The sequence below is a fragment of the Leucobacter faecis genome (genome assembly GCF_054456635.2).
Window position 1 is genome coordinate 53,718 of the sequence record NZ_JBTJEP020000011.1, and the last position, 12,189, is coordinate 65,906.

Consider the following 12,189-nt stretch of genomic DNA (forward strand, 5'->3'; position numbering starts at 1 on the left):
CACTTTCCCTGCCGGATGCTTCCCCGAGACACCCAATATTGTGGTGTCAGCGAATAGCGTCGTGATCGGGTCGGCGGTGCAGGGCGTCAGTTATGCGTCACCCACTGCGGCCGGTTTTGACATTGTGGTACGGCGTACAGACACCGTGGGCACGGGCGTCTCATGGACGGCGACGCTCAGCTGACTACCGCGTGCCAATTGAATGTGAGCGTCGCGCTCGAGGCTATTGCGCGACGTGCAGACACCGTGAAACCGGTCGTAGTCGGGGAGTAAGTGCGCATCGGTGACAGCTCGTGGATCGCAGTCGACGCAGTCGGCGTGAGCGTCACGACTGGCACACCTGGCAGCGTGTAACCGAACGGCACGGTCACGGAATCGACGTTGTTGTTGCCGGTGAGCGCCAGCGTACCTGTCCCTACCTCGATGATCGGTACGCGCCGCCACGCCCCCGCGCGGCGTACATACTCTCTATTCTCAGAGGTCACCCACGCGTGCGTACCATCAGGTGCGGCCCATGCTTCAAGCTGTGATTTCAGGGCGAATGTGTTCGCGCCCGACGTGCGCGCACCATCCTCGAACTCGAGACTGCCGCGCGACATTGTTACCGCCGCGCCCGTCGACGGGTCAACCGTCTTCATCCCATTCGGGGTGAACTGGGCGAGCACCTGCCCCGCCGCGTTATAGATGAAAACACCAGGCAGGCCCGTCGAGTCACGCGAGATACGCACGTGCGCACCCTGCAACGACGCCGACAAGATACGGATCTCGTCAATGTACAAATAGTGCGTGCCCGTCGCCGTTTTCGTCGCTCCGAGGTGCACCCACGACAGGTCAGCACCCTGCGGCAAATCGACCCCGACCACGACCCAAGTATTCGCGGCAATATTCGGGAGACTGACGCGGCCTGTAGGCGTGTTCACGTGCACACCCGTGAGCGCCGCCGTCGACCTGACACGCAGCTCCACACGCCGCGCCGCCGACCCAAACTGACTCACGCGCCCGTTGTTCTGCCAGAGAGCATTAATCGACCCAGCCCCGACCCTGTGCACACGCGCCACCTGAGTACCAGAAAACACGGGCGTTGACAGCTGCACCGCCGCCGCCAGCGCGTCAGGCGCGCCACCAAACCAATCCGACGCGACCACCTCACCCGCACTGTTCGGGTAGATCGGCAGCATCGTGTCCGTCGCATACTGCACAAACTCGCCGCCGTGGATCTCGAGCCCGTCAATCCGCTGACCAAACAAGGTCGCGACGTCAAGATGATCGACCGTCAGCTTGCCCGTAAACGTACCGTCCACGCCAATAAGCTTCTCAGTGATCTCCAGCAGCCTGGCCGTCACCACGTCAGCAAAAAGCCGTTGAATGACAGCCTCAGACATGACCGTCTCACCCGTCACCGTCAGCTTGCCCACATCCAGATCGAGAATGTGAGCGTCACGAATAAACGCTTCACCAATCACCGCGACAACAGCGAGCAATTTCTCAGCCGTCAGCGGGGCCTCAGCAAGCGCCTGCACCGCCGTATCCAACGCCTCACCCGCCGTACCCTCCACCCCATCAATCCGGGCAGACTCGCCAGCAACCACACCGTCAAGCACTGCAAGCGCCGTCTGAGTCGCCTGCTGCGCCGCATCACCAGCATCAAGACGACCCTCAGCCGACCCAATAGCCGACTCCGCAGAATCAAGCCGCCCAGTAGCGTCATCAATACGGCCCGACTCCGCAGCCACCAGACCGTCAAGCGCCGCCAGCTCATTCTTCGTGGCCTGCTGCGACTCCTCAGCCGCCTCGATAGCCGACTCCGTGGCCGCCAACTTCCCATCAAGCTCAGTTTTCGCGGCATCAAGGCGCTCGCCCGTAGCGTCAAGCTCAGCCTGCAGCTCGTTCGATCGATCCTCCACAAAAATGGCTTGCACACGGGCATCATGCGCGGCATCATCCGTCGCCTCGACGACCTCGACACCACCCACCCACGTATCAAGATCCGCCGCCTGCGCGTCATCCAGCGCCCCGACGGTGCCGCCCAAGATCGGGAAGTCCTCGACCACGCCCGCAGCGCCACCGAGCACGTCACCCACATTCAGGTCACCAGCCGGGGTCTGCACCGTCGACACGGGCAGCTGACGGGCACGCCGCATACCCGACACCTCAGCCTCGACCCCAGCAATACGCGCCGCGATCCGATCTACAGCATCACTCATGCCTGATACACCCTCTCTAGCCTCAGCTCCGCGTCAATATCGGAGAGCAGCCGCCACGACACGATGCGATGCCACAAAGCGACCGGGTCAGCACTGCCAGCAACCCGGCCCTGCACGAGGATCGTGTCGCCCGCCGCCCATGACCACAGCGCCGCCAGCTTGTGATCACGCACCGTGATCGACGGAAATTCGATAGCACCACCCGACAAGGCGAGCTCACGGCCCACCTCGACACGCAGCAGCTCAGATGACTTAATCCCAGGCCGCGACAGCACCCGGTTACGGGGGAAGCGCCGGTCGACACGAGCCGCATTCGAGCGGACAGCGCCGTCGCCCTCGCCCGCACCACGCCCCAAAACCTCAGACGCATACGGCACCGAGCGAGGCTTCAGCTCCGATATGACATTCACGCCCTGCTGGAAGACGAGATCGTCACGCACACGCCCCGCCTCGGGATCGTGCACCATGATCCGGAAATCGGGGCGCCCGTCCGTCGTCATGCAGCGAGACGTGATCTCGAAGCCGTACTCCTTCGCCAGCTCCACGACCGACTTCCACCCGTCGGGCGAGTCGGCCGCTTCGATCTTGAGCGCGCCGCCGTCCTCACGAGCACGAGTCTGCGCCTCCTGAAAGGTCGTGTTCGCGTCGTCGTACGCTTCCTTCCACGGCTCCTCAGCCTCACGCAAAGCAGCCAGCTGGTCATTCAACGGCTTCACCGCGGCATCCCGCTCGTCACGCTTCGCTTTAAGCGCCGCCTGCCGAGCCGTCACCGTCGCCTTCGCAGCGTCGATCTGCGGCTTAGGGGCCTTCGCTTTCACGAGCGCGTCATAAGCGTCCGTCGCCTGATTGCGTGACTTCGTGAGCGCAGCCAGCGCAGGCTCATACTTGGCTCGCGCTTTCCGGATCTCGGTCTCTTTCGCCTGCCGAGGCTTAGACCGCAGATCGAGCGCAGCCTTCGCGGCATCCCGAGCGGTCTTCGCAGCGTCAAGCTTCGCGTCCGAGTCCGTGCCCACGCGCCGCGACGTGGCGCCCACGACAGTGACACCCAGATCACCAGACTTTTTCGCTTGCGTATGCTGCCACACCGCCCGGATACCCTCGACCGGGTCGACCTGCACGCCCCGAAAATTACCGGTGAAAGTGAGCCCATCGACCGCGCCGTGCAGCTCACGCACACGCACCTTGAGCCGCCCGCCTGTATCCGGGGTGACTTCGTCGACGATGCCCTGCCAGCGGCGACGCGACCCGCCCGTGCCCGTCTCGGCGCTAATGATCGTGCCCCACTCGTCCACGATCGGGTGCCCGTCGGCCGCGACATTCACGAAGCCCGGCGCGAGGTGCCCTTCGATGACGCCATAAAAGTTGACGCCCCACTCAGGCCATGACGTGAGCTTGAGCGGCAAGTCACGGTGGAGAAGCTCCCACGTGCCATTCCGCTGCGCCACATACTTCAGATCACCCACGCCACACCACCTTTAAAGCTGCGCGCGGTCGACCGCGATTTCATTGAATTTCAGCGTGGTCGAAAATTGCGACTGCGCGTTAGCCTGCAAGCGACCCTTCAAGATCGCGCCAGACGCTGCCTTGCCGCCCGACACGAGCATCTGCACACGAATCACTTGGCCTCGCAGCTTCGTCGGGATGTTCGCTTGTCCGCGCATATGGACGTTCGTGGTGTAGCTGTTATTCGCGCCTTGAGGGTTTCGGTTGTAGCCAGTGCCAGCGACTTCAAGAGTCGCTTCGGGGCCGATGAGGCGCACGCAGTTTTTACCGCGTGCATCCCAGATGCCGTCAGTCCCACCAGGGGCCATGTAGAGCACCTCGCACCAGTCAGACTGCACCTGCACTTGTGTCGCCCATTCAGGGACGAGCACGTCGTACCACTGATGCTGAGGCCACCGCTCCCAAGCAGGCTCGGCAACGTTGCCCGCTTGGTCCCAGTTCCCCGTCTCGTCTTTCAAGCCAGGGACTGTGAGTAGCACGGTCTCACTCTTCGGAAGCGCTACCTCTCGCAAATCAGTGATGTGCGACACCCCGACGGTGCCGGTCATCGCAGGCACTTTCACGAGCGCGAGCTCGATGCCCGTCTGATTCGCGTACGCGGGCGACCCTCCTGCGATCGCTTGCAGCTTGCGTGTACTCGCTGGCACATTTGAGATGACACGCACATAGATGTACTGCTCATCTGGAATGTCTGCAGGGGCGGGCTTCGGCCACGGCGACCCAGCAGTGTGCGGATCCTCTGACCTGATAACGACGAGATCCCAGCGATCCTTGTTCGTGTCGTTCTGGGGGATGTCGACGACCTGTTCACGGAAAACTGCGGCCTGGTAGGACTGCAGCTGCCCGCCGGAAAAACGGGAGTTCATGAGCGCGGTACCGACCGCGACGCGTACGCCCGCGCCAGGAATCGCGAGGGGCCGCACTACGAGGTCGTCAGCACCGCCCACCCCCTCAGCGCCGCCACTATTCGTGTACACCTGACGGCGTGCAGACTCGGGAGTGTGTGACGCGCCACCGCCGACAAACCAGCGGTCTACGCCAGAATCTTCTACTGAAGCCACTATGCGCTCTCTTTCATGTCGCGCCACCTGACGGTGGCTGTAGCTGTACCCTCGAGCGACGTGCCACGAAGGGAAATTTCCTGCATGCCTGGAGCCATGACCGCGTCAGGGAGCTGCACGCTCCCCGCCGTGAGGAGGTTCGTGGGCACGCCGTTGATGGTCATGCCCTCATGCCCCGGCCTGGTGTCGATCACCGCGACCTCGCTCGTGCGCAGCGTGCGGGCGAGCGCCATGCGCCAGCCGCCCGCCAGCTCCACCTCACCGCCCGTGAGCGGGCCACGTACCGACACAATCGGGTATGTGGGCACGACACCGCCGACTTCGAAAGCCTGCCGCCGTGTTGTTTCCAAAGCCGTCGAAATCGGTGCCACCAGCGGGGCCACGATCCCGACCGTCTGCGGCGGCATCAGCCCGACGGTCTGCTCATGCCAGCCGTCATTCGTCCCACCCACGGCGAAGACGCCGGTACCGGCAGGCTTGAAGCGAGCCTTGCCGGTGATGCGGCCCACGCCCGCGTAATCGTCACTCCAAGACACACCGCGGGGCCTGCCCTCGATGCCCTGCTCGCCACCCATGATGAGTTCAGCGACCGCGCCTGACACTGTACGGACAGGGTCAGCCCGCCAGACACGCGCAAACTCGGTGCGCGCCTCCCAAGCGAGCCGTGCACACTCCTCGATAGAGGCCGGCCAAGCAGTGAAGTCGATGAGCACATCGATGACGAGCTGGCCGGCCTCCACGAAATCGAGGCCGGTAGTGGCTTGATCCCGTCGGGGGTTGTCGACATCGTCGGTGCGGTATCCGTCGGCCTCGAAAGCCCATTTGACGAGTCGCACTGTGTGGTCGCGTGTCCCGAACCTGTAGTTGGTTCCGGGGTAGGTGAGTTGCCAGTCGCCGTACATTTAGAGGCCTCCTCGGTTGATGACGTCGAGCTTGCGTTCAAGTTCGGCGAGCTCGTCACGGGTGACGCCCGCGCCGAGGTAGAGGTTCTCCACGAGCGCAGCTTCCGACCGCGCAGGTGTCGCCACAGTCTTAGCCGGGGTCGACATGGCGGCGGGGTTGCGTGCGAGCACGTCACCCATCGCGAAAGCACGCGTCCCGTACACGCGGTTAGCGGGCACTGTGGGGAAAGCGAGCCGGTCGAATTGCTCGGTTTGCACGCCGAGCCTGCGTAGCGCCTCGAGTGCGAGCGCGATGTTCCGCTCCCTGAACTCCGGTTTCCCTGAAATGTAGGCCTCCCAGGGGACGCCCATTTCTGCTTCAGCGAATACGTGCGGGGTGCCGTCGATGCCCTGTTTGTGGATGCCGCCGTTCACGCCCTGGTACATGCCCGACGGGAAACCGCCCGCCGCGAAATGCTGCCCCTCCGAGCCGTACATGCCGCCGGCCATGTTGCCCTTCTTACCGAAGATCGACACCCACGCTTCACCGACACGACCCACGACCCCCTGCCAGACGGTGTTGAAGTTAGTGTCGTCGCCGTCGATCGTGACGACCTTCTTCTCGGGGTTCTTGTCGATGACCGCCTGAATCTTCTTCACGGCGTCAGCGTTTTCGCCCCACACGATCGCGGTTTTTTCGTCGATCTGCTTTACGTTGACGCCCTCGAGCTTCGCGTAAGCGTCCGCATCGTTGGCGTCGATCTGGAACAGCTTCTCGGGCACCTGGTAGGTGGCGATCGAGTTGAGATCCTCTAGCGCCTGTTCCTTGCCCTGCGACGTGATCACATAGTTTTTCCCGTCGGGGGTGTCGGTGACGACGTAGCCGAGCGCTTCGAGTGCCTCCTTCGTCTCTTCAGCGCCAGGCGCGTCGACGGGCAGCTCGATCGTGTCGTTGACTTCGAGCTGTGATAGCTGCGACAGCATGAGCGCGAGTAGTGCGCTCGCGTCGGTCGCGCCCTCCATTGACAGGACAGTCGCCACCTGATCGGGGATCGAGTAGTACTTGTCGGCCAGCGCCTCGGCGGCTTCGCTGTTCAGGCCGAGCGCTTCAGCCTGCTCTAGGAAAGCGTCACGGCCACTCTTCATGGCCTGCTGTGCTGCCTCGTATGCGCCCGCGTAGTCGCCGGTAGCGATCTTCGCGTCAGACGCGGCCATAGCCTGCGCCTCAGTCGATTTGTTCAAGCCGACGAGCACGTCGCCGAGGCGCTGCGCCTCCGTCGACTGCAGATCGAGCGCGCCGCCCGACTCGTTCAGGATGTCGACGAGCTTGCCTGACTCTCCGACAGTCTGCCCAAGGGCGTCCTTCAGGTTTGTCATCTGCTTGGCATGCTCGAGCTCAGCTTCAGCGGCGCTCTTGCTGCCGCCGTTGAGTAGGTCGAGGGCCTGGCGTAGCGCGTTCAATCGTTCTTCAGCGTCGCGTGACGCGTCCGACGCGACCTGTAGCGCGTCCTTCAGCTTCTGCGAGTTCCGGCCTGTCTCACCCATCGCCGCAGCGGCCTCACGTTCAGCCTGCGCGCGCTCGATCGTTGCCTGTCGCGCCTCATCGATCGCGGCTTTCTGCTCGGTCATGATGTCCGACAGTTCACTGTTGCGATTCCGTGCGTTCATGGCTGACGCAGACCAGGTATTGAGGGCGTCGTCTGCTTCGTTGAGGGTGACTGCGTTCTCTTCCCAGTGCTTTGTCATGCCCGCAGACACGCGCTCTTGTGCGTCAGCGTTCCCGAGGATCGCTTCTTCGATGTCCTTGTATTTGATGCCCATCTGGTCAGCGAGTTCAGCAGCGCGAGTCTCCGCGATGTTGCCCTTGACCTGTGCTTCTGTGGCCTCGGTGATCGCGCCTGTGGTTTCATTGAGTGTGTCCCTGAGCGCGGCGACCCGATTCTTGTGGTCTTCCACTTTCTGCTGGGCTGCAGCGTTTGCCATTGCCCACGCGCCGACAGCGGTAGCTACGACGGTGAGCGCGATGCCGATCGGGTTTGACAGGAAAGCAGTTTTGAGTGCCCCGCCGAGCTGCTGCACGCCAGTCTTGGCGGTCATGGACGTGGTGGCCAGCGCACCCATCGCGATATTCGTGTTGCCGAGTGCGGCCTGTAGTGCGGCACGCTGCCCGAAGCCCTGCAATAGCCCCATCACCGTAGAGAGAGGCCCCGCGAGAGTCTTTGACGCGGCATGCATCGCCAGGAAAGCGGCCGCCCCCATCAGTACAGGGGTAGGGATCTTCGCTACGACACCAAGCACCGTCTCGAGCACGCCCGCGACCAGCTCGAGCCCGCCAGACACGACCGGGATCGCGCTATTCAGGGTGCCCGAAAGCACCTGCGCGAGATCACCAATCACAGGCAGCAGCGGTTCGCCCGCCTTGAGCACACCCATGAAAGCTTCACGCAGCTCAGGCGATGCCGCCGCCAGGCCCACGATCGCAGCGAGCACGGGGTTAGCCGACAAGCCGAGCGTCTTAAACAGCGTTCCCAGCGGGCCTACCTGGGTGCCGAGCGCGAGCGTAGCGCCCGCGAGCGCAGCGATACCGGGCGCGTGATTCGCCAGCTTGTCGAGCGTCACCGAAAACGACTCGGGGTTCCACCGCTTGATTGCTTGCGCGGTCGAGTCGAGGCCCTGCGTGAGCGACGCAAAGAAAGGCATGCCGCGCTGGGTGAGGATCGACATGACCGGTACGGCCTGCTTCTCGATCCCACGCAGCACGTCGGCGACTTGGTTGCCCCAGGTGACGGCCATGCCGCCACCCTGCGCCGAGATGAAAGGCTCTGCGATGTGTGCGCCGATGTCACGTGACGCGGCTTTGATGCGGTCGGTAGCGCCCGACCACTGTTCCTTCACACCGTCGGCAGCGCCACCGAAACGGTTCTGCATCGCGTCGACAAGAACGTCGATCGCTTCAGCGCCACCGATCGCGCCCTTAGAAATGTCTTCACGCATTTGCGCGGCGGTCTTGCCCATCGCGTCACCCATGAGGGTGGCCGCGTCGATACCGCGGTAGCCGAGCTGGTTCAGCGTCTCAGCCGTGATCTTGCCCGTCGACTGTACATTGGCGAGGATGTTGACGACCTCGGAGATCTGTTCGTTCGAGCCGCCCATCGCGGCGACGCCCTGCTGGATCGCGTCCAGCGTGGGCACGACCTTGCCAGCCTCCATGCCGAAGCCGATGAGCTGCTGCTGCGCCTGAATGAAGACGCTCTTCGAGAAGGGCGAGTTCCTAGCGAAGTCGTCGAGCTTCGCCATTTGCACGTTCGCTGCTTCAGTGCCACCGAGCAGCACCTTGAGCGCCGCGCGCGAGTTCTGCTGCATTGAGTTGTAGGCGACGCCCTGCTTCGTGAGGATCGTCAGATACGCGCCCGCCGCAGCGACGAGCCCAGTCGTCGCACCCGCCGCCGAGCGCACGGCCTGTTCGCCGAGCTTGCCGAAGCTCGCGCCCTTCTGCCCCGTGTCGGTGAGCTTGCGGCCCGCAGCGTCGAGCTGCGAATGAAACTCGGGCACTCCGTCGAGGGTGAGCGCCGCAGACAGCCGGCCAACTTCGAAACTCACGTGTCCTCCTCGGATTGTGCGCGCGCGAACGTCGCGCCAGTCAGTGATTCAGGGATGCCGAACAGGGAGAGGATGACTTCGCGCACGTCACGCCACGCCGCCCCGAGCGGGTCGCCGAGGGACGGGTAGAAGCGGGCCATGTCGGGGAGCACGTAGGCGCGCCAATGCTCGATCACGTGCGCCCACAACGCCCGCGAGTCGACCCCGCCGCCCGTGGCTTCTTTCTCTAGACGGAGGTAGTCCCGGTACCAGTGGGGCTCTGCGTAGAAGCCGTCTCCGAGGTGACGCCCACCCCATCGAGCCATGTCCTCAGAATTTTGTACTGAGCGCCCAGCCCTGAGGATTGCATCACGCGTTCGAGGGCTTTTGGGTAACCACCTGCCTCGTTGATGAGGTCTTCGACAGCTTCGATGCCGCCACCGCCCGTGTTCCAGAGGATCGCGGCCTGGGATATGAGTGTTGCGCGTGCCGAGCGTAGCTGGTCGAACTCACGCCAACGCTTATTCGACTTGCCTTTGAGTGGTACTCCGAGGGCAAGCTTCGCGATCCTCTCCGTATCCGAGATGACCTGGTCTGCGCCCTGCTCGTGCGCGGTAGTGCCAAGCGTGAGGCCGACGAGGAGGGCCTGTATCTCGAGGCCGATACTGCCGGGTACGGGGTAGATGGTGTAGTCGGTGCCGTCGCCGAAGCCGATGATCAGGTTGCCGAGGTGCTCGCGGGCGGTGGTGGGCATGGTCGTGCTCCTTAAAAGTCTGTGTGGTCGCGCAAAAGGGGGAGACCTCGGGGCGCGGCACGACCATGCACGCCCCGAGGAGTAGGTGAGCCCCGCGGGTTACGGGGAGACGAGCGCCGGGTTCGCGATGACCTTGCGGTCACCCTTCGACGTGAGCGTGAAGCTGAAGAACTCAATGTCGGCATTGCCGGTGTTCTTGCGCTGGAACGACACCTCTGCCGTGAATTCCCAGGCGAGCTCTTCGATCCACTCGTGGTAGACGCGAACCTGCACGATCTTCTTGGTGGGGTCGCCGCCGTCGAGGTGCGACTGAGCCGCGGCGATCAGCAGGCCGATGAAAGGCTGCACCTTGCCCTCAGCGTTCTTGACGGCCTTCGCGTCGAAAGCGACCGTGAACGTCTCGCCCACGGTCGATACGTCGTCCTGGCCGCGGTTCGCGTAGGTGGACCCGTCAGCGGTCTTGGGGGATGCGTTCGGCTGCAGCCCCGTAATGTCGGGGGCAGACAGCCACGTCACAGTGTCAGGCGTAGTGGGCACGGCTGCGACATCGCAGTGGTATTCGTACGACTGGCCATTGAGGCCCTTCGTCGGGGTAGGGGTAGTGAAAGCCATGATGTGTTCCTTTCGGGCATAGAAAAAGCCCCGCACGGGTGTGCGAGGCTTGGGCTGTTGGGCGCGGCTAGTCGTAGCGGTTGCCGCGGAAAGTGAAGTTCTGGGTGGTCTCGAGCGCTTCGATCGCTGACGGTTCACCCCACGTGGTGGAGCCGGTTTGTCGTACCCGGTCGATCTCGATGTCGCCGAAGACGAGGCGTGTCTTGTCGGGGAAGAGTGCGCGCATGTCGTCGAGCCAGTCACGCACCTCAAGCGGCGTCAGACCCGGATGACGTGCCCTGATCTGTACTCGCGTGTGCTCGACTGCGAGATCGCCCGACTGTGGCAGGTACGGCGTGATCACGCACGTGGGCTGCGTCTCGGCCTGCTTGCCTGTCGGGGAGTGGTCGAGGTAGATGCCTCGCACACCCCGCTCGTAGGGTGTGCCGTCGGGCTGGTAGACCGCGAGCCCAGACGAGTGGATCCTCTGCGCGATGCCGACCATGAGCTTGCCGGTGTAGTGGCGTGGCTCGTACATTAGAGCCCCTGCCCGAGGCGGGCCGCGATCGCCTGGTTGTAGGTGTCAGCGTTCGCGACCAGTGGCGCTTCGAGGTATTTCGCTTGCCCGTCGTCATGCCGCCAGTCCAGCTCTTCATGCTGTCGTGCAGCGTAGGGGGTGTCGTAGGAGACGTACGCGGTGAGGCCGCCCTCGGTCGCGGGTGTGACTTGCGCTGAGGCGCGCAGCGGGCCGCGGTCGACCGGTGCGAGGGGTACGCTATCGCCCCGCAAAAGTTCAGCCGCGTGGTTGAGCGCTTCGGTCGAGTTCGCGGAGATCATCGCCTGCACGATGTCACCATGCCATTCAGTGTGTACGCCGCTCATTCGAGACTCACCTCCAACAGGTCAGCGATGCGCGGGTGGTCGTAGCGTGCACACCGGATCACATGCGTCACACGCTCATCAGCTGTACCCGCGCGCACGGTCACTCGCGTTTCAGGACTGGGGAGTTCGGCGAGCTCGTGGCGTTCAAAATAGAGCGTCGTGCCGGATGACACTTCCGCGTCGTACTGGTCGCGCACGAGCTGGTCAGCATCGACGATGAGCGCACGCCGCACCGTCACGGGCGGGCCGTAATGGCGCCCGTTCGCGCCGCCCCCGAGATAAGGTTCGACGGTCACAAGGTCACGATGCGGTAGCAGCTTGCCGGGTATGCGTTTACCCATCTTGCACCGTGCCAGGGATCAGACCCGCGACACGCAGGATACGCAGCGCGGCAGGGTTGAAGCGGGGGAGCTGCCGCAGCGGTGATGGTGCTGACGAGAACGCGCCGCCGAAGCCGAGCGGCCCCAGCTTCACCGATTCGCCAGCGGAGAGCGCGTCAACCTCGCTGCCGTGCTCGTCCCGGTACTCGGCTTGCGCGCACGTCGCGTCCCGTAGTGCTGCGATCACGCGCGGCTCTGTAGGCCGGTCGTCATGATCGACCGCATACACGGCAGTGATCAGCATGTCGTCGACCTCGAGGGAAGCATCTCGGAGGAGACGAGCCGCACCATGCGGCGCGGTAGTGCCGAGCCATTCTTCGAACTCTGTCTCGGTGGCGTAGGTGCGGCTCACGG

The 12,189-nt window shown here is 63.8% G+C and carries 13 protein-coding genes; 1 reads left to right on the plus strand and 12 read right to left on the minus strand.

Annotated elements, in window-relative coordinates; all coding sequences use genetic code 11:
• The first annotated feature begins 43 nt into the window (after positions 1–43).
• On the plus strand, positions 44–184 hold the full coding sequence (locus tag ACXR2T_RS09940) for a hypothetical protein (protein ID WP_458839257.1): 141 nt from the start codon (positions 44–46) through the stop codon (positions 182–184).
• Here the strand turns inward: ACXR2T_RS09940 and ACXR2T_RS09945 are convergent.
• From ACXR2T_RS09945 to ACXR2T_RS10000, 12 genes are all read right to left on the minus strand, one after another.
• Positions 177–2,204 carry a hypothetical protein gene (locus tag ACXR2T_RS09945; RefSeq protein ID WP_458839259.1) on the minus strand — a complete coding sequence of 676 codons (2,028 nt, stop codon included), beginning with the start codon at positions 2,202–2,204 and terminating at the stop codon, positions 177–179. The genes ACXR2T_RS09940 and ACXR2T_RS09945 overlap by 8 nt on opposite strands.
• The gene (locus ACXR2T_RS09950) at positions 2,201–3,667 is read right to left on the minus strand and encodes a hypothetical protein (protein ID WP_458839260.1); all 1,467 of its coding nucleotides are present in this window, start codon (positions 3,665–3,667) and stop codon (positions 2,201–2,203) included. The genes ACXR2T_RS09945 and ACXR2T_RS09950 overlap by 4 nt, the downstream gene beginning before the upstream one ends.
• Positions 3,668–3,679: 12 nt before the next feature.
• Entirely contained in the window at positions 3,680–4,768 is a 1,089-nt protein-coding gene (locus tag ACXR2T_RS09955; RefSeq protein ID WP_458839261.1) for a hypothetical protein, read from the minus strand.
• Entirely contained in the window at positions 4,768–5,670 is a 903-nt protein-coding gene (locus tag ACXR2T_RS09960) for a hypothetical protein (protein ID WP_458839262.1), read from the minus strand. The genes ACXR2T_RS09955 and ACXR2T_RS09960 overlap by 1 nt, the downstream gene beginning before the upstream one ends.
• Complete coding sequence (locus ACXR2T_RS09965; protein WP_458839263.1) at positions 5,671–9,249, minus strand: tape measure protein; 3,579 nt, start codon at positions 9,247–9,249, stop codon at positions 5,671–5,673. It lies immediately after the preceding gene.
• The gene (locus ACXR2T_RS09970; protein WP_458839265.1) at positions 9,246–9,425 is read right to left on the minus strand and encodes a hypothetical protein; all 180 of its coding nucleotides are present in this window, start codon (positions 9,423–9,425) and stop codon (positions 9,246–9,248) included. Before ACXR2T_RS09970 ends, ACXR2T_RS09965 begins: the two co-directional genes overlap by 4 nt.
• Positions 9,426–9,475: 50 nt before the next feature.
• Positions 9,476–9,982 (minus strand): hypothetical protein, encoded by a 507-nt coding sequence (locus ACXR2T_RS09975; protein ID WP_458839266.1) that lies wholly within the window; start codon positions 9,980–9,982, stop codon positions 9,476–9,478.
• Between the two features lie 99 nt (positions 9,983–10,081).
• A complete protein-coding gene (locus ACXR2T_RS09980; protein ID WP_458839268.1) occupies positions 10,082–10,594 on the minus strand; it encodes a phage tail tube protein in 513 nt (170 codons plus the stop codon).
• 67 nt (positions 10,595–10,661) lie between these two features.
• Entirely contained in the window at positions 10,662–11,111 is a 450-nt protein-coding gene (locus tag ACXR2T_RS09985; RefSeq protein WP_458839269.1) for a hypothetical protein, read from the minus strand.
• The gene (locus ACXR2T_RS09990) at positions 11,111–11,455 is read right to left on the minus strand and encodes a hypothetical protein (RefSeq protein ID WP_458839270.1); all 345 of its coding nucleotides are present in this window, start codon (positions 11,453–11,455) and stop codon (positions 11,111–11,113) included. The genes ACXR2T_RS09985 and ACXR2T_RS09990 overlap by 1 nt, the downstream gene beginning before the upstream one ends.
• Entirely contained in the window at positions 11,452–11,796 is a 345-nt protein-coding gene (locus ACXR2T_RS09995) for a hypothetical protein (protein ID WP_458839272.1), read from the minus strand. The genes ACXR2T_RS09990 and ACXR2T_RS09995 overlap by 4 nt, the downstream gene beginning before the upstream one ends.
• Entirely contained in the window at positions 11,789–12,187 is a 399-nt protein-coding gene (locus ACXR2T_RS10000) for a hypothetical protein (RefSeq protein WP_458839274.1), read from the minus strand. The genes ACXR2T_RS09995 and ACXR2T_RS10000 overlap by 8 nt, the downstream gene beginning before the upstream one ends.
• Between the last annotated feature and the right edge of the window lie 2 nt (positions 12,188–12,189).

What these genes read in the sequence shown, in the direction of transcription:
- ACXR2T_RS09945 (WP_458839259.1), bottom strand. Translation starts at nt 2,204, where the DNA reads ATGAGTGATGCTGTAGATCGGATCGCGGCGCGTATTGCTGGGGTCGAG.
- ACXR2T_RS09960 (WP_458839262.1), bottom strand. Translation starts at nt 5,670, where the DNA reads ATGTACGGCGACTGGCAACTCACCTACCCCGGAACCAACTACAGGTTC.
- ACXR2T_RS09995 (WP_458839272.1), bottom strand. Translation starts at nt 11,796, where the DNA reads ATGGGTAAACGCATACCCGGCAAGCTGCTACCGCATCGTGACCTTGTG.
- ACXR2T_RS09990 (WP_458839270.1), bottom strand. Translation starts at nt 11,455, where the DNA reads ATGAGCGGCGTACACACTGAATGGCATGGTGACATCGTGCAGGCGATG.
- ACXR2T_RS09980 (WP_458839268.1), bottom strand. Translation starts at nt 10,594, where the DNA reads ATGGCTTTCACTACCCCTACCCCGACGAAGGGCCTCAATGGCCAGTCG.
- ACXR2T_RS09985 (WP_458839269.1), bottom strand. Translation starts at nt 11,111, where the DNA reads ATGTACGAGCCACGCCACTACACCGGCAAGCTCATGGTCGGCATCGCG.
- ACXR2T_RS09975 (WP_458839266.1), bottom strand. Translation starts at nt 9,982, where the DNA reads ATGCCCACCACCGCCCGCGAGCACCTCGGCAACCTGATCATCGGCTTC.